Here is a 25,834-nt window from a genome sequence, read left to right as displayed (position 1 = left end):
TCCTTCTTCCTTCTTCCTTCTTCCTTCTTCCTTCTTCCTTCTTCCTTCTTCCTTCTTCCTTCTTCCTTCTTCCTTCTTCCTTCTTCCTTCTTCAGCCTTCGACTGGCTCTGCATGCTCGATCATGAGTTGCAACGACTCCCGGCCCCGCCAGCGGTTGCGGTTCAGCTTGTAGGCGCAGCGAATCCGGTCACCGACCTCGAAGGCCGGCACCTCGCCCGGGGTCAGGGCGCGGAACCAGATGGCACGCACACTGACCGCGCCCAGTGACAGTTCGAGCATCAGGTGGCTGCCGTCGGCGCCCACGGGGCGCAGGTTTTCCACCCGCAGCACGCCTTCGAACAGTGGCGCATCGAATTCGCGGCCGAAGGGGCCGAGGGTCTCGAGCTCGTCCAGGGTGTGCAGGCCCAGCTGGTTCGCCTCGAGCTCGCCGTCGGTGAAGACCCGCGGGGCGAGCTCCAGGTCGCCGAGCTGTTCGCTCACGGCCTGTCGCAGGGCCTGGCGGAAGTCCTCGACGGCCTCGCGCGGCACCCCGACGCCGGCCGCCCCACGATGGCCGCCGAAACGCGGCAGGCTGTGGGGTGCCAGCTCATGGGCACGCTGCAGGGCATCGCGCAGATGCAGCGCCTCGATGGAGCGTCCGGAGCCGGTCAGCATGCCGGGCTGGGCGGCCTGGGTCAGCACCAGGGCCGGCCGGCCATAGGCCTGCACCAGCCGCGAGGCGACGATGCCCTGCACGCCGGGATGACCGTCCTCGAGCAATACCAGCAGCAGCGGCGAGCCCGCTTCCAGCTCGGCCATGGCCAGGCCGCGTGCCGCTTCGGTCATGTCGGCCTCGATGGCCTTGCGCGACTGGTTGTCCTGATCCAGCGTCTCGAGATGCCGCGCCGCCGTGCTGTCATCCGCGGCCAGCATGAAGTGCAGCGCCGCATAGGGGTCATCCAGACGCGAGCGGGCGTTGATGCGCGGCCCCATCTGGAAGGCCAGGGTCTCGGCATCGAAGGGCACGCTGTCATCACCCAGGCGCTGGGCCATGGTGCGCCAGCAGGCGGCTTCCATGCGATTGATCAGGGTCAGGCCATGGGCGACCACGGCACGATTCGAGGCACTGGCGCCCAGCGACACGCAATCGGCCACCGTGCCCAGGGCCACATAAGAGAGCCAGGGCGAGAGCTTGGGCGTGGAGGGTTCGAGCACGCCCCAGTCGACCAGCACGCTGCGCGTCAGCGACATGACCAGCCAGGCCACCATGCAGCCGGCGATGGTCGGGTCGGGATAGTGGCAGTCATCGCGGGTCGGGTTGACGGTGGCATAGGCCGAAGCCGGCGGTCCCTCGCTGGGCAGGGCATGGTGGTCGCTGACCACCACGTCGATGCCGGCGTCGCGCAGTCGGGCGATCCGCGGCTCGTCGCTGCTGCCGCAGTCGGCGGTAATCACCAGGCTGGGGCGTGGCGACAGCGCCAGGGTGCGCTCGACCAGCGGCAGACTGATGCCATAGCCGTCATGGATGCGGTGGCCGATCAGGCTGTGCAGCCGGTTCTCGGGGATGCCGAAGAGTTCGTTGAGGGTGCGCCGAATCACCACATGCGAGGTGATGCCATCCACGTCGTAGTCGGTGAGGATGCCGATATGCTCACCCTCGGTCACCGCCTGGGCGATACGCTCGGCGGCGCGCCGCGCATCCTGGAGCCGTTCGGGATGCGCCAGATGACGCAGACTGGGAGCGACCAGAGGCCCCAGCTCGCCCTCATGCCCGGCCAGCCGGCCGGCCAGGATACGCGCCTGCAACGGCGTCAGCCCCTCGGCCAGCGCACGCTGCTCCACTGCCTCGTCACGCGGGCGAGGCTGGATACGCGGCTTGAGGGATTCATGCAGATCGACAGGGGCGTTCACACCTGGCTCCTCTGGGTTCCGGACAGTTTGGAGAACTCGATAGCGGTTTGATCGTCGGCCGCTCGGGGTAGGCCGGCGACAGGTCTACGAGGAAGCGCTATGAACCCATCCATGTGCGCTACCTACGCCCAGCGGCGCTTTCGCATCCTGCTCCACTTACCGGGCCGGTGCTGGCCATCCATGGCCAGCCCGTTCGGAGCAGTGCTCCTCACCCCTGGAAAAAAGCCCCCTCCAGACCTGCTCCCCAGCCGCTTTTCACTTACAGCTTACAGCTTACGGCTTAAAGCTTTAGCGCCGCTTCTCGGCGACGAACTGCTGCACCTCGGCAAGCTCCGCAGGCAGCACCGTGTAGTGCTCATCGCACTCCAGCAGATCCTCCATGTGCGGCGGCAAGGGCACGCCCGGGAAGCCGGCCTTGACCACCGCCTCGGCGAACTTCGCCGGGTGCGCCGTGGCCAGAGTGACCATCGGCACGCTCGGGTCGCCACGCTGGCATTCGGCGGCACGATAGCCGGTGGCCGTGTGCGGATCCAGGGTCTCCTGGGTGCGCTGGTGCGCCTCGCGGATGACTTCCAGAATCGTGGCGTCATCGATGCTGTGGCTGACGAACATCTCGCGCAGGCGCGTCAGCGGGGCATCAGCCAGGGCCGACGGCTCGTGCTGGAAGCGCTCGAGCAGCTCGGCCACGGCATCGCCGTCACGCTGATAGGCCTCGAACAGCAAACGCTCGAAGTTGGACGACACCACGATGTCCATGGACGGCGCCAGGGTCGCGACCAGCTCCTTCTTCGAGAAGTCGTTGTCGGCCAGGGTCCGATGCAGGATGTCGTTGGCATTGGTGGCAATCACGAAACGCTCCACCGGCAGCCCCATGCGAAACGCCATGTAGCCGGCGAAGACATTGCCGAAGTTGGCCGAAGGCACACAGAAGGCGGTCTTGCGATGCGGCGCGCCGAGTGCCACGGCGGAGGCCACGTAGTAGACGATCTGGGCCATGATGCGCGCCCAGTTGATCGAATTGACCGCCACCAGGCGCGTGCCGTTGAGGAAGGACTGGTCGGCGAAGCTGGCCTTGACCATCGCCTGGGCATCGTCGAAGTTGCCCTCGATGGCGATGTTGAAGACATTGTCGGCCTGCACCGAGGTCATCTGACGGCGCTGGACCTCGGAGACCCGCTGATGCGGATGCAGGATGAAGATGTCCAGGTTGTCGCAATGCCGGCAGCCCTCGATGGCCGCCGAGCCGGTATCCCCGGACGTCGCCCCCATGATCACCGCCCGCTCGCCACGCTTGGCGAGGAAATGATCGAGCAGGCGCCCCAGCAACTGCAGGGCCACATCCTTGAACGCCAGCGTCGGGCCATGGAACAGCTCGAGCAGGTAATGATTGGCATCCAGCTGGTTCAGCGGCACCACGGCGTCGTGGTTGAAGGTCGAGTAGGCATCGCGGACGATCTCCCGGAAGGTCTCGTCATCGATCTCACCGCCCACGTAAGGCTTCATGACCCGGAAGGCAATCTCGGCATAGGAGCAGCCCGCCATGTCGGCCAGCTCCTCGTAACTCAGCTGAGGGACCTGCTCCGGCACATAGAGCCCGCCATCACTGGCCATGCCGGTCAGCACGACCTCCTCAAAGGAAAGCGCAGGCGCCTGCCCGCGGGTACTGATATAACGCATGCTCGGTTTCCTCGCTAGAAGGAAGAGCGCCCGGACTGCGTCCGGGCTGGAAGAGTGAAGAGCAAAGAACGGCGCTTCGCGCCTTGAGGAGGGAAGAATACCCTGGGCACCCAGGTCGCTAGGCTAGCCTGGCTCCCTCTTCCCTCTTCCCTCTTCCTTCTTCCGTCCTGGGTTATTCCTGCTCGTCGAGGCTTTCGACGCGGATACGCGTGACCGAGCCGGCGATGTCGGCCATGGCCTCGATGCGACGGATGGCTTCGTTCATGTGCTTCTCGCGGGTCATGTGCGTCAGCAGGATGATCGGCACCAGTTCGCCGTCGGTGACTTCCTTCTGGATCAGGGCCTCGATGGAGATGCCTTCCTCGGAAAGGATGGTCGCCACGCGGGCCAGCACGCCGGGGCGGTCCACGGCCAGCAGGCGCAGGTAGTAGGCGGTGTCGATCTCTTCCATCGGCATGATCTGCGGCTGGTCATCGACCTCGTCGATGCCGCTGAACGCCAGATAGGGCACGCGATAGCGATGGTCGGTGGAGATGTCCCGCGCCACGTCGAGGATATCGGCGACCACGGCGGAAGCCGTCGGCTCGGCGCCGGCGCCCGGCCCATAGTAGAGCGTCGGCCCCACGGCGTCGCCCATCACGGCGATGGCATTCTTGACGCCATGCACGTTGGCCAGCAGACGCTCCTTGGGAATCAGCGTCGGGTGCACGCGCAGCTCGACGCCCGTCTCGGTGCGCTTGGAGATCCCCAGGTGCTTGATCACATAGCCCAGGTTGTCGGCCTGTTCGACATCCTCGGCGGTGACCCGCGAGATGCCCTCGGTGTAGGCCTTGTCGAACTGCAGCGGCAGGCCATAGGCGATGGACGCCAGGATGGTCAGCTTGTGCGCGGCGTCGATGCCCTCGACATCGAAGGTCGGGTCGGACTCGGCATAGCCCAGCGCCTGCGCCTCGGCCAGCACGTCCTCGAAGGCCCGGCCTTCATCACGCATGTGCGTGAGAATGTAGTTGCCGGTGCCGTTGATGATGCCGGCCAGCCACTCGATGCGATTGGCGCCGAGGCCTTCGCGCAGCGACTTGATGACCGGGATGCCACCCGCCACGGCGGCTTCGAAGGCCACGATCACGCCCTTCTCGTGGGCCGCCTGGAAGATTTCGTTGCCGTGCACCGCGATCAGTGCCTTGTTGGCGGTGACCACGTGCTTGCCATTCTCGATGGCTGTCAGCACCAGCTCGCGCGCCACGTCATAGCCACCGATCAACTCGACGACGACATCGATATCCGGGTTGGCGGCCAGCTCGAAGACATCCTGTGTCGTCTTGATGCCGGTGATGTCGCACTCGGGGTTGGGGCTACGATAGGCCACCTGCTCAATCACGATGGGCCGCCCCGCCCGCCGGGCGATGTCATTGGCGTTACGCGTCAGCACGTTGAAGGTCCCGCCTCCGACAGTGCCCAGGCCACAGATTCCCACTCTCACCGGATTCAATGTCATTCCCCTTTCATTCTGGCGTGTGTCCAAGCTTGGCGAGATTCGCCTCGCCGCCGGCCCGCGACGGGCCGGTCATATCGGTTATTCCAGGCCCAGCAGCTTGGCCAGGCGTTCCGCCGGCACATAGCCGGGCACCAGCCTGCCATCGGGCATGATGATGGCCGGTGTACCCTGCACACCGAGCTCCAGCCCCAGATGATACTGTTCCTCGACCGGATTGTCGCAGGTTGCGTCACTTTCCAGCGGCTCCTCGCGGAAAGCCGCCGACATGGCCTCGCTGGAATTCTCCGCACACCATATTTTCTGCAGCTCGCGACCCCCCGGCGATTCCATGCCGCCACGCGGAAACGCCAGGTAATCGACCGCGATCCCCAACTCGTTGAAGCGCGACATTTCCTCGTGGAAACGCTGACAGTACGGGCAGGTGGTATCCGTGAAAACAACGACGCGCGCCCGAGTCTCGTCGGTACTGCGGAAGGTGACGCGCTTGTCATCGGCAACCTCCTCGAGGCGCTCCTGACGCTCGGCATTGCGCGCCTTTTCCGTGAGATTGACCAGGCCGGAGTCGGTCTTCTCGTACAGATCACCGACCAGGAAGTAGTTGCCCTCGGCATTGGTGTAGAAGGTTTCACCGGTTTCCAGGCGCACCTCATAGATGTCCGCCATGGTCGTCTCGCGCACGTCTTTCACCGGCATGCTCCGGCCGGACACTTCGATGGACTCGAGGGACTCGGGCACGGCCGCCCAGCTGAGGGTGGGCACTGCCAGGGTCGCGGCAAGCAGGCCGCTGGCCAGGGGGAGGATCGTTTTTTTCATGATTCAGCCTCGAGGGTGGTGTTCGGCGTGCAGGGCTTCGAGTCGGACCTGCGCCACATGGGTATAGATCTGGGTCGTGGAAAGGTCACTGTGACCCAGCAGCAACTGTACGACACGCAGATTGGCGCCATGATTCAACAAGTGCGTGGCAAAGGCATGCCGCAACGTATGCGGCGACAGGTGACGATCGATGCCGGCGCTTCGCGCATACCCCTTGATACGATACCAGAAGGCCTGGCGGGTCAGGCAGGCATCGCCGCGACCGGGAAACAGCGCCGGGCGCGTGACGTCCTGCATCAGGGCGCCGCGACCACTGCGCAGGTAGCGACTCAGCCAGTCGCCGGCTTCCTCGCCCAACGGCACCAGGCGCTCCTTGTCGCCCTTGCCGCGCACTCGCACCACGCCCTGACGCAGATTGAGCGCATCGGTGGTCAGGCCCACCAGCTCCGTCACGCGCAGCCCGGCTCCGTAAAGTACCTCGAGCATGGCACGATCACGCAGCCCCAGGGCCGTATCGACGTCGGGCGCTTCGAGCAGACGCTCGACCTCGTCCTCTTCCAGCGTCTCGGGCAGGGAGGCCGTGACACGCGGCAGCCGAATCTCGGCGAGCGGATCATGCTCGATGCGCCCTTCCCCCAGTGCCCAATGATAGAAGCGGCGCAGGCTGGACAACAGGCGCGCATTGCTGCGCAGCTTGTAGCCGGCCTCGCGTCGCGCCTCGAGCCAGTCGGGCAGCGCCTCGGCGGGTGGCGACAGCAGATCCGCCCGATACTCGGCCAGCTGCGCCTGCCAGGCCTGCAGGTCGTGGCGATAGGCCTGTAGGGTATTATCGCTGGCGCCCCTTTCCAGCCACAGGCCATCGAGGAAGGCATCGATCAGGGCAAAGTCGTCGAGCGGTCTCGACATGCGGGCATCCCTCGTCCGGCCTCGTGACCCGAGGCCCTAACAAAAAACCCCGCCCCGCAGGAGCGGTGGCGGGGCAGCGTCGGACACGATCGAGTCGCGCCGTCGGGCCTGACGAGCAGGCCTCAGTTGAGCTTTTCCTTGATGCGTGCGGACTTGCCGCTGCGCTCGCGGAGATAGTACAGCTTGGCCTGGCGCACATCACCACGACGCTTGACCTTGATCGAGTCGACCAGCGGGCTGTAGGTCTGGAAGGTACGCTCGACGCCCACACCATGGGACACCTTGCGCACGGTGAAAGCGGAGTTCAGGCCGCGGTTGCGCTTGCCGATCACCACGCCTTCGAAGGCCTGGAGACGCTCGCGGTTACCTTCCTTGACCTTCACCTGGACGACGATGGTGTCGCCCGGGGCGAATGCCGGCACTTCACCGCTCATCTGCTCGGCTTCGAGCGCCTGGATCACCTTGTTCTTGCTACTCATGACAATAAACTCCTCGATAACGTTTCTTGACCCGCCGATCCGGCAATGGTTGGCCGGCGAGTCGTGATCCCGGCGCCCGAATACCGCGGAGCGCGGGAGTGTCGTTGGTGACACAGGTCCGCCAGTGGCGTCCTGCACCGCCGCCCCGCCCTAAGCGGTGGATGTCGGGGCGTATTCCTCGATGAACTCCTCGAGCAGTTGCCTTTGCTCGTCGTTCAAGACCCTGCCTTCCAGCAGGTCGGGACGCCTCAGCCAGGTCCGCCCCAGTGACTGCTTCAACCGCCAGCGCCGAATGGCACCATGATGGCCACTCAGCAACACGTCCGGCACTCGGCGTCCATCGACGTCTTCCGGGCGTGTGTAGTGCGGGCAATCCAGCAGCCCGTCATTGAAGGAGTCCTCGAGCGCGGAGTCCTGATGGCCCAGCACACCGGGCACCAGTCTTGCCGCGGCATCGATCAGCACCATGGCCGGCAGTTCGCCACCGCTCAGCACATAATCGCCAATCGACCACTCCTCATCGATGTCGGCTTCCACCACCCGCTCATCGATGCCTTCATAGCGTCCGGCCACCACCACCAGCGGCGGTCCCGACGCCAGCTCCCGAGCGCCACGCTGATCGAGACGGCGTCCCTGGGGCGATACGTAGATCACCCGGGGCCGCTGGCCGGTGGCGACCTCGGCCTGCTCGCGAGCCGCATGAATCGCCGCGCGCAGGGTATCGACCTTCATCAGCATGCCCGGTCCGCCGCCATAGGGGCGGTCGTCCACGGTGCGATGACGATCGGTGGCATAATCCCTGGGGTTCCACAGCGCCAGGTCAATATGCCCCTTGTCCACGGCTCTCCCGGTCACGCCCTGACGCGTCAGCGCCTCGAACATTTCGGGAAACAGGGACACGATGCCGACCCACATCGTCGCCTCACTGCGGCTCAAAATGCCGGATCCCAGTCGACCACCATGCGCCCCGCCTCGAGATCCACCCGCTGGATGACGACGTCGGGCAGAAAGGGCAACAGCCGCTCACGCTTGCCTTCGCTATCGTCCTCGCGAGCCTTCACGACCAGGACATCATTGGCACCGGTCTCGAACAGATAGTCGACGACGCCCAGGTCCACGCCCTCGGTCGTCTCGACGGCCAGCCCCTCGAGTTGATACCAGTAGAAGTCGCTGTCCTCGGACAGCTCGGGCAGTTCGGCTGTCGACAGCAGGATCTCGGCGCCGGCCAGTGCCTCGGCCTGATCGCGACCCTCGACACCTTCCAGGCGTGCCACGAGCCCCTTGCCCTGCGGGCGCCCCTGAGCGACCCGGTAACGCGACTCGACACCCCGATGGCCCAGCACCCACTCGTTATACTCGAGGATGCCTTCCATGGGGCTGGTGTACGAATACACGCGAAGCCAGCCCTTGACACCATACGGGCTGGTCAACTTGCCCAAGACGACATACTCGGGCCTGGTGCCTTGCTCGGCGCTCATGCTTATCGTCGACTCTGCGTCGGCCATGCGCTCGCCTCAAGCGGCTCACGCCTGCTTGCGGGCTTCCTTGACCAGTTCGGCAACGCGAGCGGAAAGCTGTGCGCCCTGCTCCTGCCACTGGCTGATGCGATCCAGGTCGATGCGCAGACGCTCTTCCTGACCACGCGCCACCGGGTTGAAAAAGCCCAGGCGCTCGATGAAACGACCGTCGCGCGGCTTGCGCGAGTCGGTCACGGCGAGATGGTAGAAGGGACGCTTCTTGGCGCCACCCCGTGCCAGACGAATGGTAACCATGCGTTGACTGTCCTTCGGTTGAGTTACAGAAGTATTCGATCGAAGGCTGACCCTTCGATATGGCCTGCCAGCGGCGGTTTGTCACGACCCGCTGAAGCGACTTGTCACGGCCGGACCCGCGCAAAAGACACGAGCCCACCAGTGAAGAGGCAGCATTTTACGGAAATCTGCCCGACTTGGAAAGCATTTTACTCGCGGCCGCCGCTGGGCCTCAGCGCTTCCACGGCATGCCGCCGGGGCCACCCATGCCGCCGGAGCCTCCCGGGCCACCCATGCCGCCGGGGCCACCGGGACCGCCCATGCCGCCCTGGCCACCCTGACCGCCCATCATGCCGCGCATCATCTTTTCCATGCCGCCCTTCTTGCCGGCCTTCTTCATCATCTTCTGCATCTGCTTGTGCTGCTTGAGCAGACGATTCAGGTCCGGCACCTGCAAGCCCGCACCGGCGGCAATGCGACGCTTGCGCGAACCATTGATGACATCCGGGCTGCGACGTTCCTTGGGTGTCATGGAGTTGATCAGCGCCTCGAGCTTGCCGAACTCCTTCTCGGGGCCGGGGCCCTGAGCCATCTCGGCCATCTGCCCCATGCCGGGCATCTTGCTCAGCATGCCGCCCATGCCGCCCATCTTCTTGAGCTGTTGCAATTGGTCACGGAAGTCTTCCAGGTCGAAGCCGTCGCCCTTCTTGACCTTCTTGGCCAGCTTGTCGGCCTTGCCCTTGTCGACGGTGCGCTCGGCTTCCTCGATCAGCGACAGGACGTCGCCCATGCCGAGGATACGCGAGGCCACGCGGTCCGGATGGAAGGGCTCCAGGGCATCGACCTTCTCGCCCATGCCCATGAACTTGATGGGCTTGCCGGTGACATGACGCACCGAGAGCGCGGCACCGCCGCGCGCGTCACCGTCGGCCTTGGTCAGGATGACACCGGTCAGCGGCAGGGCTTCATGGAAGGCCTTGGCCGTGTTGGCGGCATCCTGGCCGGTCATGGCATCGACCACGAACAGCGTCTCGTCCGGCGATGCCGCCGCGTTGAGCGCCTTCACCTCGGCCATCATGGCTTCATCGATGGCCAGGCGGCCCGCCGTGTCGACCAGCACCACGTCATGGAACTGGATCTTGGCGTGCTTGATGGCGGCTTCGGCAATATCCACCGGCTGCTGGCCGCTGTTGGACGGGAAGAAGTCAACGCCCACTTCACTGGCCAGCGTCTCGAGCTGGTCGATGGCCGCCGGACGATAGACGTCCGCCGACACCACGAGCACCTTCTTCTTCTCGCGCTCGCGCAGGTATTTCGCCAGCTTGGCCACCGAGGTGGTCTTGCCCGCGCCCTGCAGGCCGGCCATGAGTACCACCGAGGGCGAGCTCTTGAGCACCAGGCTCTCGTTGGACTCGCCCATGATCGCCTCGAGCTCCTGCTGGACGATCTTGATGAACTGCTGTCCCGGCGACAGGCTCTTGGAGACTTCCTGGCCGACGGCACGCTCGCGCACCCGGTCGACGAAGTCCTTGACCACCGGCAGCGCAACATCCGCCTCGAGCAGTGCACGACGCACTTCGCGCAGGGTGTCCTTGACATTGTCTTCGGTCAGGCGCGCCTGACCCTTGATCGACTTGAGCGTCTGCGACAGACGATCACTGAGATTCTGGAACATGGGCCTCTCCACGTACGATGGCCTGGGAAGCCGCGACTTCCCCGCAATGGGCGCAAATTATACGCCTTGTGGCGGCGAGTCTCCATGCGTCGGCCGCGATATCTTGCGCCAGCGGCTGTCAGGGGTCGCGACGATTCGGTATAGTGAGACGCTAATATCTCATCATCAGGCGCTGGCGAAGGCGCATGGATAGCTTCGATGCACGCGCTACCTCTTGCCGTCATGGCATTCATTCTCTACGTGGCAGCGGCCACCTGGCAGGCACTGACCCTGACGCGCCGGGTGTCGTCACGCACCGGCCTGGTGCGCAGTTTCGGCCTGCTGGCCCTGATGTGCCAGACCCCGCTGGCCATCGGCCTGCTCGATCAGGGAGCGTCACTGCTGCCGGGCATCACTACCAGTGCGGTGCTGATCAGCGGCCTGGCGGTGCTGACATTGCTCGTCGTCAGCCTGTTCAAGCCGGTGCTCAATGTGGCGGTGGGCCTGTTTCCGCTGACCGGCATTATCCTGCTGCTGGCCATCGGCCTGCCGAGCCCCGAACGCCACCCCGGCATGACGCCGGGTATCGCCCTGCACGCACTGAGCTCGGCACTGGCCTTCTCCCTGCTGGCGATTGCCGCCTTCCAGGCCATCCTGCTGGGCATCCAGAACCAGGCCCTGCGTCACCACCATATTCGCGGCGTCGTGCAGTCACTGCCCCCGCTGACCAGCATGGAACGCATCCTGTTCGAGCTGATCTGGGCCGGCATGGCCCTGCTGAGCCTGGCGATCGCCAGCGGCTTCGTGTTCCTCGACGACATGTTTGCCCAGCACCTGGTGCACAAGACGGTGCTGTCGCTGCTCGCCTGGCTGATCTTTGCCACCCTGCTGGTCTGCCACCTGTGGCTAGGCTGGCGTGGCATGCGCGCGGTCAGCTGGACCCTGGTGGGCTATCTGGTGTTGCTGCTGGCTTACTTCGGCAGCAAGTTCGTGCTCGAGGTCCTGCTCGCTCAGGGCTGACGTGCCTGCCTTGACAGGCCAACCCCCAATCCCTACAAATCAATCTGACCCAATAGTGAGGACCTTTAGCCTTGAACGACGATTTCCCTCTGGGATTGCTGTTCGGCCTGCTGATACTGCTAATCTGCCTTTCCGCATTCTTTTCCAGCTCCGAGACCGGCATGATGTCGCTCAACCGCTACCGCCTCAGCCATCGCGCGGGCAGCGGAGAAAGTCGTGCCCAGAGGGTGATGCGACTGCTGAGTCGGCCCGACCGCCTGATCGGTGTCATCCTGATCGGCAACAACTTCGTCAACAATCTGGCCGCCTCGATCGCCACCATCATCGCCATTCACTTCTTCGGCGATGTGACAGGGCCGGCCGTGGCCACCACCCTGCTGACCATCGTTATTCTGATCTTCGCCGAGGTCACACCCAAGACCTACGCCGCCGTCAAGCCGGAGAATATCGCCTATCCGGCGTCACTGATCCTCGACCCGCTGCTCAAGCTCCTCTACCCGCTGGTATGGCTGGTCAATGCCATCTCCAATGGCCTGCTGCGCGTGCTGGGCGTCAAGAACATCGAGGGCGATGCCGACAACCTGACCCGTGACGAGCTGCGCACCGTGGTTCACGAAGCCGGCCCCATGATCCCGCGCCGCCACCAGGCGATGCTGGTCTCGATTCTCGATCTCGAGAACGTCACGGTCAACGACATCATGGTGCCCCGCCATGAAGTCGCCGGAATCGATCTCGACGACAGCCTGGAGGCCATCCTAGGCCAGATTCGCACCAGCCAGCATACCCGGCTGCCGGTCTTCAAGGGTGACATCAACAACATCATCGGCATGCTGCACCTGCGCAATGCGGCCCGCTTCCTGTCACGCGGCGAGGTCACCAAGGCGGCCATTGTCCAGGAAGCCCGCGAGCCCTACTTCATCCCCGAGTCGACGCCGCTGCATACCCAGCTGCTCAACTTCCAGAAGCAGAAGCGGCGCATCGGTATCGTGGTCGACGAGTATGGGGACGTCGAGGGGCTGGTGACCCTGGAAGACATCCTCGAGGAAATCGTCGGCGAGTTCACCACCGACGTGGCCAGTCAGGATCAGGATATTCATGCCCAGGATGACGGCAGCCATATCATCGACGGCACCGCCAACATCCGCGACATCAACAAGTCGCTGGGCTGGCAGCTGCCCACCGATGGGCCCAAGACCCTCAACGGCCTGGTGCTCGAACACCTCGAGTCTTTCCCGGACGGCCAGGTGTGTCTGGAGATCGGCCCGGTGCGCATGGAAATTCTCGAGGTCCGCGAGAACCTGATCACCTCGGCACGCTGCTGGCAGTCGGTGCGGCGCGCCGTGGTAGAGAGCTGACGCCCGTTCAGGCGCGCCGGCCCGTCGTGACCCAGGTATCCGCCTCGGCCTTGAGTTGGCGCACCCGCGCCTCCAGCAGGCCGCGCTCGGCCTGCTCGGGAGGCAGCGGCTCACCGAAATAGAGCGCGACCCGTGCCCGGAAGCGCCGCGGCGACTTGCCGAGCGCCGGCCCGCCGCAATTCGAGGTCCACGACCCCCACAGCCCCGCCAGACTGGCCGGCACGACCGGAACCGCGTCCCGCGCCAGGATCAGCTCGAGCCCGCGACGAAACGGCTGCACCTCGCCATCACGAGTCAGGCGCCCCTCCGGGAAGACCATTACCACCTCGCCCTCACGCAATGCCTGGCTGACCTGATGGAGCGCACGCTTGAGGCCGCCCGGATCGGCACGTTCGGAATCGACGGGAATCGCCCCGACAAGGCGGAAGAGCCAGTTCAACCAGGGCGATTCATAGATATGGCGATCCATCATGAAGCGCAAGGGCCGCGGGCTGGCCCCGCCGATCACCAGGGCGTCCATGAAGCTGACATGATTGCAGACCACCAGGGCGGGGCCATGCGCCGGAATATGGCGACGCCCCTGGTAACGCATGCGATACAGCAGCTGCACCAGCATGAACACCAGGCGCCGCACCAGGGTACGCGGCGAACGGGCGGCCCACAGGAACGCCAGCAGCGCCGGCACTCCCCATAACCAGGCACCGTTCACGGCGCCTCGGGCATCGTCTTGAGACCCGCCAGCATGGTGGTGGTCAGCTCTTCGAGCAGTTCCTCGACATCCAGCGGCTCACTCTGCCAGTACCCCAGGCGCTCGTTGAGCCCAAGCTGGACCAGACCATGCACACTGCCCCACAGGGTGCGTCCCAGCCGGCGTGCCTGCATGTCGTCCAGTGCCGGCTGGTGTTCCTTGAGGGTATTCTCGACGCGCAGGAAGAGCGCCTCGATCATGTCGCTCTGGCGGCGATCCAGCTCGCCTTCCTGAGCCAGCGGGTAATCGAACATCAGCTGCCAGCGATAAGGCTCGCCGTGGGCGAATTCCCAATAGGCCTTGGCCAGTGCCTGGAGCCGCTGCTGCGGCGTACCATCCCCCAGCAGCGGGTCGATGGCGACGCGCAGACGCCCCAGCGACTCGATATTGACGTGCTGGAGCAGGTTGTTGAAGCTGCCGTACAGCTTGAGCAGGGTGCTCGGTGCACACCCCACCTCGCGCGCCAGGGAGCGCAACGACAGCGTATGCACCGGGCTCTCCTTCAGCCAGGCATCGCACGCCGCCATGACCTGGGCATGGAGCGTCTCGGGAGCGTGCTGTCTCGGTCGAGCCATCGGCTTCCTCGCAGGTGGTGGGCGCAGGAGAATGAACGCTGACCAATTGCGAGGCTGGTCAACGCCAATAGGCGAACACTGTTTTCAATAGCATATATGGCCTGTGCTGCAACGCAAGCCCCGCACGCTTTTCGCTTGTTGCCGGCCGGGTGTTATTCTGCGGCACCCTTTCCCCGGAGGTCTCATGGCCGGCCGACTCTATATCCCCACGCTTGCCTGGCGTAACCTGCTGCCGCAGCTGGTGGTCGAGGAAACGCCGATCACCGGCACCAATCTGGCCCCGCGCCAACCCCTGCCGCTGATCCGCCTGGAGGCTGGCCGTCCGCGCCTGGGCCGCGCCTTCTGGGGGCTGACCCCGCCCTGGCTGAAGGTTCTCGACCATGCGCCCCATTGCGCGCGCGCCGAGTCACTGGAGTCGCGTGCCATGTTCCGCGACGCCTTCGCCGCGCGGCGCTGCCTGGTGCCGGTCGGCGGCGTCTATGTGTGGCGCCCCATGGCACGGGCCAAGCAGCCCTATCTGGTCACGCGTGCCGACCGCGGCCCCCTGCTGTTGGCCGCCCTGTGGTGCCGCTTCCATACCACGCTCACGGACTACAACGACTCTCTGGCACTGATCACCGTGCCGAGCAACGAGCTGCTCGCGCCGCTGACCGACCGTCTTCCCGCCGTCATCGAGCGCGACTCGGCGACCCGCTGGCTGGACCCACAGACGCCGCTCACGGCAGCACGGCAACAACTGATGCCGGCGACCACGGAACTGTTGGGCGCCTTTCCTGTATCAAGGGAGGTGAATGATCCAGGCAACCAGGAAGCGTCCTGCGCCTACCCCATCGGCCCCATGTTACGCAGGGCATCACAACAGGAGACATGATGATACTTCCCCTACGCTCATGCTTGACCGCCGTCCTGGCCGTCACACTGTTGCTGCCGAGCACTGGCATCGCCCAGCAGCCCCCCGACAACAAGAGCGAGATCTCCGTGACCCCTAAAGTCAGCCCGCATGATGATCGCAAGTACCGCGCTCTGACGCTGGACAACGGCCTGACGGCACTGCTGGTCCATGACCCCAAGGCCGACAAGGCGGCCGCCTCGGTCAACGTCGACGTGGGCAATGCCCAGGACCCCGACGACATTCCGGGGCTGGCACACTACCTTGAGCACATGCTCTTCCTGGGGACCGAGCGCTACCCGCAGGCCGATGCCTACCAGAGCTTCCTGAGCCGTCATGGCGGCGAGCACAATGCCTTCACCGCGCCCCAGGACACCAACTACTTCTTCTCCATCGAGCCCGATGCCCTGTCCGGCGCCCTGAACCGCTTCAGCCGCTTCTTCGTCAACCCGCTGTTCAATGCCGAAAAGCTGGAAAGCGAGCGCAAGGTGGTGCACTCGGAGTACATCGCCCGCAAGCGCAATGAGGCGCGCCGCCGCAACGATGTCCTGGACCAGTTGCTCAACCCCGAGCACCCCGCCACCGGCTTCTCGGTGGGCAGCCTGGAAACCCTGGCCGACCGGCCCGAAGACAGGCCCGGATTGCGTGAGCGCATCCAGACCTTCTATCGGCAGCACTATGGGGCCAATGTCATGCACCTCGCCGTCGTGGCCCCCAAGCCACTGGACGAGCTGGAAAGCCTGGTACGTGACAATTTCAGCGATGTCCCGGATCGCGGGCTCAGTCGCCCGACCATCGATACCCCGCTGGTTGACGCTGCGCGCCTTCCCCTGGCCGCCAAACTGAAATCGCTGCGCGACAGCCGTCAGCTGAGCTTCTACTTCCCGGTTCCCGACCCCATCACCGAGTATCGCCACAAGCCGGCCAGTTATCTGACCAACCTGCTCGGCCACGAGGGAGAAGGCAGCCTCTTGTCGGTGTTGCGCGATGCCGGCTGGGCCGACGGCCTCGTGGCCAGTGTTGCCCGGAGCGACGGCCGACACGCCCTGCTGAAAGTCGATATCAGCCTCACCCCGGAAGGGGCCAAGCACCGCCAGCGCGTCCAGGCCACCCTGTTCGAGGCGATCCGCACCATTCGTGACGACGGTGTCGATGCCTGGCGTTATGACGAGCAGGCCAGGCTGGCCGAGCAGGCCTTCCGCTTCCCGCAACACGGTTCGGCCCTGGATGACGCCATGCGGCTCTCGATGAACCTCTCGCGCTATCCCGTGCAGGACGTCAACTATGCGCCCTACCGCATGGATGGCTTCGACGCCTCCCTCGTCAATAACTGGTTGTCGACACTACGCCCGGGCAACATGATCCGCTTGTACAGTGGCCCCGAGGTGGAAGGCGAGAAGACATCGCCCTGGTTCGACACGCCCTGGACCCCGGTGGCGCTCGGCCAGACCGCGGCGCCTGACAACACCGGCGGTAACTCCGAGACCAACGCCGCCGAGCCTCTCGCCGGCCTGTCGCTGCCCGAACCCAACCCCTATATCGCCCAGGATTTCACCCTGCTCGGCGTGCAGGACGACCAGCCGCGCCAACGCATCGACGAGCCCGGTTTCACCTTCTGGCAGATGCGTGACGCCAGCTTCGACACGCCCAAGGTCGCATGGCGCTTCAGCCTCCAGCATCCGGCGTCCAGTCAGGACGCCCGCGACGCTGCACTCACGCGCCTGCTCGCCGGCTGGTTGCAGGACAGCCTCAACGAAACACTGTACCCGGCGCGCCTGGCCGGACACGGCTTCGAGGCCTATGCCCACGCTCGGGGCATCACCCTGTCCTTCTTCGGCTGGCGGGACGGCCAGCGCCAGTTGATCGAGCGCGTCCTCGAGCAACTCGAGAATGGCAAGATCAAGGCCGACAGCGTCGAGCGCGTCCGCGAGCGCCTGCGCCGCGGCTGGCGCAATGCGCCCCAGAACGACCTCTACCAGCAGGCCCGGCGAACCCTGGCCGAAGCCCTGATACGCCCCCACTGGTCCCCGGACGCACTGCTGACGGCCAGCGAAACGCTGGATACCGCGGCACTGCGTGACTTTCGCGAACGCTTTCTGGGCAAGCTGCACATCGAAAGCCTGGCGGTCGGGGATATCGGGCATGACCTGGCGGAGCAGCAGGCCAGGGCCGTGGCCGAGACACTGACACCACAGTTGACCGGCGAGGCCACGCCCCAGCTGGCCACACTGGGCGTCAGCGAGAGCCTGCCGACCCTGGTTCCCGATTCACGTCGCGATGAATCCCTGGCTCTGCGCTACCTTCAGGGCCCGGACCAGACGCTGGAAACCCAGGCCCGGCTGGCGGTGCTGGGGCGCCTGCTGGAGACACCCTTCTACCAGCAACTGCGTACCGAACAGCAGCTCGGCTACATCGTCACGGCCGGCTACAGCCCCCTGCTCTATACCCCGGGCATCAGCTTCCTGGTCCAGTCACCGAGCACGGACAGCCAGACCCTTCAGCAACGTATCGAGGCCTTCACCGATGGCTTCACCCAGCGCCTCGACGAACTGCAGGAGGCCGACCTGGCAGCATACCGCCAGGCCGTCCGCGATAACCTGCTGCAACGCGACACCAGTCTGGCCAACCGCACCAACCGCCTGTGGCGTTTGCTGGCACTGGAGGATGTCGGCTTCGACCATCGCCAGCGTCTCGCCGAACAGGTCATGGAGGTCAGACCGCAGGCACTGCGCCACGCCTGGCAACGGCTGATGCAGGGGCCCGCTCTGAACATTGCCCATGACCCGGGCGACAGCGCCAGCGACGTGATGTCGCTGAAGACCGATCTGGCGCCCATGTCGAGTCCGGCGGAGTAAGGCCGCCGGCCGGGTGGGCCACTCATCCGACCCGGCAACGCAACACACATCGCCCGGCTTCAGGCCGGGCGATGTCATTCGGGCAGCGGAGTATCGCGCGCATCCGTGATCCCGGATCGGATGCGGAGAGGACGGCGTAGGCGTCGAGCCTACTCGAAGGCCTGGGCCGGCATGATGGCCTCCACATGCATCACCAACTCCTCGAGGATCTGGCGCTGCTTGTCGGTCAGATCGACCTGATTCAGCCGCTCGATCTCGCGGGCGAACTCGCTCAACACGAAGCCCGACACCGCCGAGTCCTGCATGCGCTCCCAGCGGAACGCCTCCCAGCGCGCCATCTCCTCGCCGGTGAGCGTATCCGGGTAGTTGCGTGCCCGATAGCGAAACAGCATTTCCTCGAGCCGCGGGTCCTGGAAGGCAAAGCTGGCCCCGACCAGATCCCAGGGATCGGTATCACGCACGCGCTGCATCTGCTGACGATCGGCGGGCGAGAAGAAGCCGCCGGAGTAGAGCATCAGATCCGGGTCCTGGGGCGTATCCGGCGGGGGGCCGGCAAACACTTCGGCGACACGGGTCCCCACCTCGGGATGATCCGACAGAACCTTCCAGTGTTGGCGACAGGCGGCGACATCCACGCCCAGGCGCTCGACGATCTCGCCGTACTCGCCGCGCTGCGGCCCACTGGTGTCCTTGAGGGCATTCGCCGGCAGAATCACCGGGCACTTGTTGAGGTGAATCACCTTGAGTGGAATGCGCGACTCGCCCTCGGCCAGGTCATCATTGCTGACGAAGACCCGCTCGCGAATCTGCTGCGCGTCCATCGACAACAAGGGCGTCGGGTCCATCGCCAGGTCATAGACGATGACCCCGTTGGGATTGGAGGGGTGCTCGGCCAGCGGCATGACCAGCGCACTGCAGCCCCGGCTGGCCGGATAGCGCCGCGAAATGTGCAGCACCGGCTTGCGCGATGGCACATCGATGGCACGGCCGACCGCGCGCTTGCCACGCATGTTCAGCAGGTGGTCGAAGAGGTTGGCATTGCTCTGGCGCAACAAGCGGGCCAGGGCGATGGTCGCGCGGACATCGGCGAGGGCATCGTGCGCGCCGGCATGCTCGATGCCGTTGGCCGCCGTCAGGTCCTCGAGCTTGAAGCTGGGGGAGCCATCCTCGCGCGTCGGCCAGTTGATGCCCTCGGGGCGCAGGGCGTGAAAAGCCCGCACCACGTCGATCAGGTCCCAGCGCGAATTGCCGTTCTGCCACTCGCGGGCATAGGGATCGAGCAAGTTGCGATAAAAGAGATGACGCCCGATCTCATCGTCGAAGCGCAGACTGTTGTAGCCTAGGGCACAAGTGCCCGGCTCGCTCATCTCGGCCTGGATGCGGCCGGCGAATTCGGCTTCGGGAAGCCCGCGACGCTTGGCTTGCTGAGGCGTGATGCCAGTAATCAGGCAGGCCTGGGGGTGCGGCAGATAGTCGTCGGCGGGCTTGCAGAACAGCTCGATGGGCTCGCCGACCTCGTTGAAGTCGGCATCGGTGCGAATGGCGGCGAACTGCGACGGGCGATCACGGCGCGTATCGGCGCCGAAGGTTTCATAATCGTGCCACAGGAAAGTCAGCGGGGCGGCTTTCTTTTGCGCCATGGACGTGCACTCCGATCAGGCTGGGACATGAGAGTCCCAGCCTAGCACAGCCCTGCCCGGGGCTCAGCCGCCATCTCAACTGCGCGGGAGCGTGACGTTCAGCTCCAGCACGGAACAGTTGTCTTCACTGTCCAGATTGATGTTGATGGCGTCATCGTCGACTTCCACATAGCGCCGGATCACTTCCAGCAGCTCGCGTTCGAGCAGCGGCATGTAGTCCGGCTGCCCGCGCTGGTTGCGCTGATGCGCAACGATGATCTGCAACCTTTCCTTGGCGACAGAAGCGGATTCCTTGTTACGTTCACGCTTCAGAAAATCAAGTAACTTCACCGGCGGCCTCCTCCGAACATGCGGCTCAACAGGCTCTTTTTCTGATACTCGTGGAAGCGCAGGGGAACATCCTCGCCCAACAACCGCGAGACGGCATCCGCGTAGGCTTGCCCCGCATCACTGTTATCGTCATGGGTGACCGGCACCCCCTGGTTGGAGGAACGCAGCACCGCCTCGGACTCCGGGATCAGTCCAACCAGATTGATGGACAGGATCTCGCGAATGTCCTCGAGGTTGAGCATGTCGCCCTGATCGACCCGGTTCGGGTTGTAACGCGTGATCAGCAGGTGTTCCTTGATCGGTTCCTCGCCCTGCTCGGCACGCCGCGTCTTGGCGGACAGCAGGCCGAGAATCCGGTCCGAGTCGCGCACCGAGGAAACTTCCGGGTTGGTGACCACGATCGCCTCGTCGGCGTAGTACATGGCCAGCTGGGCCCCACGCTCGATACCGGCGGGTGAATCGCAGATGATGTAATCGAACTGCTTGTTCAACTCATCCAGCACCTCGCCGACCCCTTCCATGGTCAGGGCATCCTTATCCCGGGTCTGGGAGGCCGGCATGATATGCAGGTTGTCGACCCGCTTGTCGCGAATCAATGCCTGGCTGAGCCCGGCCTCGCCCTGGATGACATTCACCAGGTCGTAGACCACACGGCGTTCGCAGCCCATGATCAAGTCGAGGTTACGCAGACCGACGTCAAAATCCATTACCACGGTCTTCTGGCCACGCAGGGCCAGACCTGTGGCAACCGCGGCTGCACTGGTTGTTTTGCCGACCCCACCTTTACCGGAGGTCACAACGATGATCTTGGCCAAGTGTCACATCCTGTCTGTCATGTTGGAAAAAAGGAGCGGCGCGTCATTGCCATCTCCAATCGTCGTTGTCCATCCGTGTCAATCCAGCGGCATGATGCTCAGCTGCTCTTCCGTCAGCCGCACCTGTACCGCCGAATCCAGCAAGCGCGGATCGATATCCTCGAGGCGCTTGTAATTGCCTGCCACCGAAAGCAGCTCGGCGCGCAGTTCGCGGCAGAAGATGCCCGCCTGGTGATTGCCGTGAATGCCGGCCAGCGCCCTACCGCGGAGCGGGCCATAGACATGCACGCTACCACCGGCCAGCACCTCGGCCCCCGCATTGACCGCCCCGACCACGACCAGATCGCCTTCAGGCGAAGTGATCTGCTGGCCGGAACGCACGGTACCGCGGAAGATTCGGCCACCGGACATGTCCTCGGCCTTCAACGGCGTCTCCGGTTCCACGGGCGGTATCGCCTCGTCCGAGCTCACGCTCTCCAGAGAGCGCGGGCGCTCGGCATCCTGCGGCGGAAACCAGCCCAGCCCCAGGGCCCAGGCCGATTGCTTGACCGGGTCGGGGCCGCCGCGCACGGCGACCGGCAGCAGTTTATGATCGCGGCACACGGCACAGATGCGCTCCAGTGCCAGATGCGGCTCATCCAGGTGCTCGACGTTGAGCACCACAGGGGTATGATGAAAGAAGGCCGGGGACTGACTCAGCTTGCCGGCGAGCTGCTCACGGATATGCTCGGGATCGGCGCTGGCCAATTCCATGACCGTCATCGGCAACATACCGCCCTTGAAGGTGAATGCCATGCTGTCTCTTTCCACTCTGAGACTCATTGCCGAACTCCACGTCGGGTGATGGTCAGGGTACAGACCTCAAGCTAAGCGAGAGTCCCTGACTCTGCAACAGATCATAAGCCCAGCACCCCACCCTTGTCAGTACTTCATCGCCTCGACGACACCCGGAGCCCCTTTTCACCCTTGTCGGCTCATGCTTAGATACAGTGTTGGGCCGTATCGGGCACCCATCATTCACGTCGCGCCCCTGCCGCGACCGGTTCGGGAACACCATGCCAGGATTGCTACGTCGACTCTTCGCCCCCCGCTGGCGACATCCAGACCCCGGCGTCCGCCGCCAGGCGGCCGCCAACCTCGATGCCGACAATGACAGCCAGCGCCAGACACTGGAGCGGCTTGCCGTCGATGACGACAGCGGGGTGCGACATGCTGCCCTGGCACGACTGGACGACGCGACGCAGCTGCTGACCCTCCGAAACCAGCATGGCGAGAGCGTGGAGCTGCGCGAACGTCTGCTCATGCTGCTCACCGGCCGCGCCGGCCACCAGGACCTGGAGCACCGCACCGCCCTCGTCGAGGCCCTGAATGACAGCTCCCTGCTGTCGCGCATCGCCCTCGAGGGCGACAACCAGCAACTGCGCCTCGCCGCCCTGGCGCGCCTGACAGGCGAAGACGAACTGATTCGCCAGGCCCGCGACAATGGCATTGCCGCGGTTCGCCATGCCGCCGCCGAGCGCATCACCAGCGAACAGGGCCTGGCTCGGCTGGCCAATGAGGCGCGCCGCGACCGCCGCGTGATGCGCCGCGCCCGGGACCGCCTCAACCAGATGCGCGCCGATGCCGCCTCCCTGGCCCAGGCACGCCAGCGTCGCGAATCGCTGCTCGAGCAGCTCGAAGCCCACGCGGCCAGCCCCTGGGAGCCCATGTATGCCGGCCGTTTCCGACACCTGACCCGCGAATGGGAACGGCTCGAGGATATCCCCGACAATGAGCAGGAGCGCCGTTACCAGGATGCCAGCTTGCGTTGCCGCAAGGTGATCAGCGACCACGAAGCCCATGAGCATGCCCAGGACGTGGCCGAGCAGCAGCGCGAGGACGCCGACCAGGCCCGCGAGTCGCTGGTCGAAGCCCTCGAGGAAAGCCTGGAAGGGCTGCGCCATGGTGACCGCCTCGCCGATCAGGACATCGCCAGCCTGCGCTCCCAGAAGCAGTTGATGGCCAGCCGCTGGCAGGCGCTTTCCGACAAGCATCTCGCCGACGACGCCCTGCGCCAGCGTTACGACGCGGCACTCACCGACTTCGACCGCATCGTCCAGGCACGCGTCAGGCTGGATGAACGTGCCGATGCCCTCCAGGAAGCCATCGATATCGGCGACGACGAGCGCCTCGCCGCCCTGATCGACGCCTGCCAATGGCCCGACGACCTGCCGCCTTCGCCATTGCTGCGACGCGCCCGGGAACAGCTGGAGCACCAGCAGGTCGTGGCCGACGATGACCTGGCTGCCCGGCTGACACGCTTCCATGACGACCTGGGTCAGCTCGAGCAGCTCCTCGAAAGCGGCGCCTTCAAGGGCGCCAGCCGGCTTCACCAGCGACTGCGCCAGCAGGCCGAGGAGCTGCCCGCCAAGCGAATCGATCACGGCCGTCTCAAGCGCCTGGGAGCCCGCCTGGCCGAGCTGCGCGACTGGCGAGGCTTCGTTGCCGGGCCCAAGCGCGACCAGCTATGCCAGGACATCGAGTCGCTGGCCCGTGACGACACCCTCGGCCATGCCGACCTCGACCGTCGACACCGCCGCCTGATCAAGGAATGGAAGGGGCTCGGCGATGCCGCGGCCAATCAGGAACAAGCGGCACGTTTCCGCCGCGCCTCCGACCAGGTGCATGAGCGCCTCAAGCCCTGGCGCGCAGAGCAGGACGCCCAGCGCCAGCGCAACCTCGAGGCACGCGAAGCCCTGTGTGAGCAGCTGGAACAACTGATCGAACAACCCTCGCAGCAGGCCGACCCCGACGCCCTGCGCGAAATTCGCGACCGTGCCCGCCAGCAATGGCGCCACCACTCGCCGGTGCCCCGCGACCAGTCCGAGGCTGTCGGCCGGCGTTTCGGGCGCATTCGGCATCAACTCCAGGCCCTGATCGAGCAACGCGCCAATACCGTCGCCGACGCCAAGCGACAGCTCATCGACGAGGCGCGCCAGTTGCGCGACAGCGGCCAGGACCCGACCAGACGCGCCGACAACACCAAGCAGCTCCAGAAACGCTGGCGCGCGCTGGGCCGTGCACCGCGCCACGAAGAACGCGCCCTGTGGAAGGAGTTTCGCCATATATGCGATGAGATCTTCGCCCGCCGGGATGCCGCACGCCGCGATCAAGCGAAGGGCAATCAGGCCAGGCTCGATGCCATGCAAGCGCTGGTGGAGCGCATGGATGCCTGGCAGCCCAGCTCCAGTGATGATGTCGCCATACTTGACCAGGCCGTCAACGAGGCCCTGGCCCTCGAGCCCCTTCCCCACGGGCGTCGCAGCGAAGGCATGCGCAAACGCTGGTCAGGCATCATTCGCGCCCGTCGTGACCGCCTGGAACGACTGGCGCTGGCCGAGGAAGTACAACGCTTTCACGCGATTCGTCCGCTGCTCGACGCCCACCTGGAGGCCGATGCGGCCAGCCTGGCCGACGACACGCCCCGGGACGTCACGCCGCCCGGGACACCCGAGCTGTCGAGTGATGTGAAACGCGCTCATCAGCAGCGCAACACGGCACGTCGCTCACCCCCCGCTGCCGGCGACATCGAGGAACACCTGGAACGCATTCGGGTACATCTGGCGCTGCTGGCCGGCGGACAGGTCGCGCAACGCGACGATCCCTTGCGGCTGGCCATTCAGGTCGAGCGACTGAACGACAACCTGGGCAAGGAGCCGACACGATCCGCAGAGTTGCGTGAGGTGCTCTGCGAACTGCTGGCGACCGGGCCGATCCCGCCCGAATTATGGCAGCGCGAGGTCGGCGAGCTCGACCGCACTCTGGAAAGCCTGACCCAGCTTCCCCCGCCCTGACGACGGCCTGCACGAAGCCGGAAGCGCGCCCACACCATGCACGGCGTGGGCAACCGCTGTTCAGCCCATGAACTGACCACCGTTGATATCGATGTTGGCCCCGGTAATGAAGGCCGACTCCTCACTGGCCAGATAGACGACCAGTTGCCCGATTTCCTCGGGCTTGCCGAACCGCTTCATGGGAATGGTCTCGCGGATCGACTCACGCACCTTCTCGGGAATCTGCATGATCATGTCGGTGGCGATATAGCCCGGCGACACCGTGTTGACCGTGATGCCCTTGGTCGCCGTCTCCTGCGCCAGCGACATGGTCAGGCCATGCATGCCCGCCTTGGCGGCGGCGTAATTCGCCTGGCCGAACTGCCCCTTGCGGCCATTGATCGACGAGATATTGATGATGCGCCCCGCACCGTGCTCCAGCATGCTCCCGATCACGCTGCGACTGGTGTTGAACACGCTGTTGAGGTTGGTATCGAGCACCTCATTCCACTGCTCGGACGACATCTTCTTGAAGGTTCCGTCACGCGTGATACCGGCACAGTTCACCAGCACGCCGATGGGGCCGTGGGCCTGTTCGATCTCCTGCGCCCCCTTGGCACACTCCTCGTAACTGGAGAGATCCACTCCAGACAGCGAGACATTGTCGTAACCATCCGCCTTTTGCGCCTCGAGCCAGGTCTTGGCCTTGTCGGGATTCCGGTAGCCGGCCACCACGTGATACCCGGCGTCGGCCAGAGCACGACAGATAGCGGTACCGATTCCCCCGGTTCCACCGGTTACCCAGGCGACGGTCGTATTGTTTGTCATAGCATGGCTCCCTAGATATGACGGTTCGCAGCATGCCTGAATGATGGCACCCAGACAGTCATCACAGTGTCGCGGATCGAGCAGTCATCCATGTGACACCAGCCCCAGTATGGACCATGGCCCCGGGAACGAAAGCACCTGCTAAAGCAGTGGTTGACGCATGGCCATGAGTGTGTAGAATACGTCGCACGTTGATGCGGGGTGGAGCAGCCTGGTAGCTCGTCGGGCTCATAACCCGAAGGTCATCGGTTCAAATCCGGTCCCCGCTACCAAACATCGAGAAAGCCGGTTCCACAAGGGA

At 64.9% G+C, this 25,834-nt stretch carries 22 protein-coding genes and 1 tRNA gene; 6 read left to right on the top strand and 17 right to left on the bottom strand.

Annotation, left to right across the window (positions count from 1 at the left end):
• Positions 1-91 precede the first annotated feature (91 nt).
• The 10 genes from recJ to ffh all read right to left on the bottom strand — a co-directional run bounded on the left by recJ (position 92) and on the right by ffh (position 10,687).
• The gene (gene recJ / locus HHA01_RS13645) at positions 92-1,891 is read right to left on the bottom strand and encodes a single-stranded-DNA-specific exonuclease RecJ (RefSeq protein WP_141321639.1); all 1,800 of its coding nucleotides are present in this window, start codon (positions 1,889-1,891) and stop codon (positions 92-94) included.
• A 288-nt stretch (positions 1,892-2,179) separates the two neighbouring features.
• Entirely contained in the window at positions 2,180-3,568 is a 1,389-nt protein-coding gene (gene thrC / locus HHA01_RS13640; RefSeq protein ID WP_141321637.1) for a threonine synthase, read from the bottom strand.
• Positions 3,569-3,740: 172 nt separating this feature from the next.
• Entirely contained in the window at positions 3,741-5,057 is a 1,317-nt protein-coding gene (locus HHA01_RS13635) for a homoserine dehydrogenase (protein ID WP_141321643.1), read from the bottom strand.
• 84 nt (positions 5,058-5,141) lie between these two features.
• The gene (locus tag HHA01_RS13630; protein WP_141321635.1) at positions 5,142-5,876 is read right to left on the bottom strand and encodes a DsbC family protein; all 735 of its coding nucleotides are present in this window, start codon (positions 5,874-5,876) and stop codon (positions 5,142-5,144) included.
• A gap of 3 nt (positions 5,877-5,879) precedes the next feature.
• A complete protein-coding gene (gene xerD / locus HHA01_RS13625; RefSeq protein WP_141321633.1) occupies positions 5,880-6,782 on the bottom strand; it encodes a site-specific tyrosine recombinase XerD in 903 nt (300 codons plus the stop codon).
• Positions 6,783-6,904: 122 nt separating this feature from the next.
• Positions 6,905-7,261: a 50S ribosomal protein L19 gene (gene rplS, locus HHA01_RS13620; protein WP_141321631.1), complete on the bottom strand. Its 357-nt coding sequence runs from the start codon at positions 7,259-7,261 to the stop codon at positions 6,905-6,907.
• A 150-nt stretch (positions 7,262-7,411) separates the two neighbouring features.
• Positions 7,412-8,176 carry a tRNA (guanosine(37)-N1)-methyltransferase TrmD gene (trmD, locus tag HHA01_RS13615; protein WP_141321629.1) on the bottom strand — a complete coding sequence of 255 codons (765 nt, stop codon included), beginning with the start codon at positions 8,174-8,176 and terminating at the stop codon, positions 7,412-7,414.
• Between the two features lie 17 nt (positions 8,177-8,193).
• The gene (rimM, locus tag HHA01_RS13610) at positions 8,194-8,739 is read right to left on the bottom strand and encodes a ribosome maturation factor RimM (protein ID WP_141321627.1); all 546 of its coding nucleotides are present in this window, start codon (positions 8,737-8,739) and stop codon (positions 8,194-8,196) included.
• 45 nt (positions 8,740-8,784) lie between these two features.
• Positions 8,785-9,033: a 30S ribosomal protein S16 gene (gene rpsP / locus HHA01_RS13605; protein WP_141321625.1), complete on the bottom strand. Its 249-nt coding sequence runs from the start codon at positions 9,031-9,033 to the stop codon at positions 8,785-8,787.
• A gap of 211 nt (positions 9,034-9,244) precedes the next feature.
• Positions 9,245-10,687, bottom strand: coding sequence for a signal recognition particle protein (ffh, locus tag HHA01_RS13600; RefSeq protein ID WP_141321623.1), 1,443 nt, complete (start codon positions 10,685-10,687; stop codon positions 9,245-9,247).
• A gap of 198 nt (positions 10,688-10,885) precedes the next feature.
• Between ffh and HHA01_RS13595 the strand changes: the two genes are divergently transcribed.
• Both HHA01_RS13595 and HHA01_RS13590 read left to right on the top strand, forming a co-directional pair.
• A complete protein-coding gene (locus HHA01_RS13595; protein WP_141321621.1) occupies positions 10,886-11,686 on the top strand; it encodes a cytochrome C assembly family protein in 801 nt (266 codons plus the stop codon).
• 71 nt (positions 11,687-11,757) lie between these two features.
• Complete coding sequence (locus HHA01_RS13590; RefSeq protein WP_141321619.1) at positions 11,758-13,041, top strand: HlyC/CorC family transporter; 1,284 nt, start codon at positions 11,758-11,760, stop codon at positions 13,039-13,041.
• A gap of 7 nt (positions 13,042-13,048) precedes the next feature.
• Here the strand turns inward: HHA01_RS13590 and HHA01_RS13585 are convergent, their stop codons facing one another.
• A complete protein-coding gene (locus tag HHA01_RS13585) occupies positions 13,049-13,657 on the bottom strand; it encodes a 1-acyl-sn-glycerol-3-phosphate acyltransferase (RefSeq protein ID WP_141321641.1) in 609 nt (202 codons plus the stop codon).
• Positions 13,658-13,746: 89 nt separating this feature from the next.
• Entirely contained in the window at positions 13,747-14,364 is a 618-nt protein-coding gene (locus HHA01_RS13580; RefSeq protein WP_141321617.1) for a TetR/AcrR family transcriptional regulator, read from the bottom strand.
• A 184-nt stretch (positions 14,365-14,548) separates the two neighbouring features.
• Here HHA01_RS13580 and HHA01_RS13575 point away from each other — a divergent pair, with 184 nt between their 5' ends.
• The gene (locus tag HHA01_RS13575; RefSeq protein WP_141321615.1) at positions 14,549-15,235 is read left to right on the top strand and encodes an SOS response-associated peptidase; all 687 of its coding nucleotides are present in this window, start codon (positions 14,549-14,551) and stop codon (positions 15,233-15,235) included.
• Positions 15,235-18,108, top strand: coding sequence for an insulinase family protein (locus HHA01_RS13570; RefSeq protein WP_141321613.1), 2,874 nt, complete (start codon positions 15,235-15,237; stop codon positions 18,106-18,108). Before HHA01_RS13575 ends, HHA01_RS13570 begins: the two co-directional genes overlap by 1 nt.
• Before the next feature lie 149 nt (positions 18,109-18,257).
• Here HHA01_RS13570 and sbcB read toward each other — a convergent pair whose 3' ends face one another.
• From sbcB to minC, 4 genes are all read right to left on the bottom strand, one after another.
• Positions 18,258-19,748 (bottom strand): exodeoxyribonuclease I, encoded by a 1,491-nt coding sequence (sbcB, locus tag HHA01_RS13565; RefSeq protein ID WP_141321611.1) that lies wholly within the window; start codon positions 19,746-19,748, stop codon positions 18,258-18,260.
• Positions 19,749-19,823: 75 nt separating this feature from the next.
• On the bottom strand, positions 19,824-20,078 hold the full coding sequence (gene minE / locus HHA01_RS13560; RefSeq protein ID WP_141321609.1) for a cell division topological specificity factor MinE: 255 nt from the start codon (positions 20,076-20,078) through the stop codon (positions 19,824-19,826).
• Complete coding sequence (minD, locus tag HHA01_RS13555; protein ID WP_141321607.1) at positions 20,075-20,893, bottom strand: septum site-determining protein MinD; 819 nt, start codon at positions 20,891-20,893, stop codon at positions 20,075-20,077. Before minD ends, minE begins: the two co-directional genes overlap by 4 nt.
• A 78-nt stretch (positions 20,894-20,971) precedes the next feature.
• Complete coding sequence (gene minC / locus HHA01_RS13550) at positions 20,972-21,715, bottom strand: septum site-determining protein MinC (RefSeq protein ID WP_141321605.1); 744 nt, start codon at positions 21,713-21,715, stop codon at positions 20,972-20,974.
• A 233-nt stretch (positions 21,716-21,948) separates the two neighbouring features.
• On the opposite strand from minC, the gene HHA01_RS13545 reads away from it, so the two are divergent.
• Complete coding sequence (locus HHA01_RS13545) at positions 21,949-24,726, top strand: DUF349 domain-containing protein (protein WP_141321603.1); 2,778 nt, start codon at positions 21,949-21,951, stop codon at positions 24,724-24,726.
• Positions 24,727-24,786: 60 nt separating this feature from the next.
• Here the strand turns inward: HHA01_RS13545 and phbB are convergent, their stop codons facing one another.
• Positions 24,787-25,533 carry an acetoacetyl-CoA reductase gene (gene phbB, locus HHA01_RS13540; RefSeq protein WP_141321601.1) on the bottom strand — a complete coding sequence of 249 codons (747 nt, stop codon included), beginning with the start codon at positions 25,531-25,533 and terminating at the stop codon, positions 24,787-24,789.
• A 195-nt stretch (positions 25,534-25,728) separates the two neighbouring features.
• Here phbB and HHA01_RS13535 point away from each other — a divergent pair.
• Positions 25,729-25,805: transfer RNA gene (locus HHA01_RS13535), tRNA-Met, on the top strand.
• The last annotated feature ends 29 nt before the right edge of the window (positions 25,806-25,834 follow it).

It is taken from the genome of Halomonas halmophila, from assembly GCF_006540005.1.
Classification (GTDB): domain Bacteria; phylum Pseudomonadota; class Gammaproteobacteria; order Pseudomonadales; family Halomonadaceae; genus Halomonas; species Halomonas halmophila.
The sequence above is the reverse complement of the archived record's forward strand: the minus strand, read 5'-3'. Positions and strand labels throughout refer to the sequence as shown.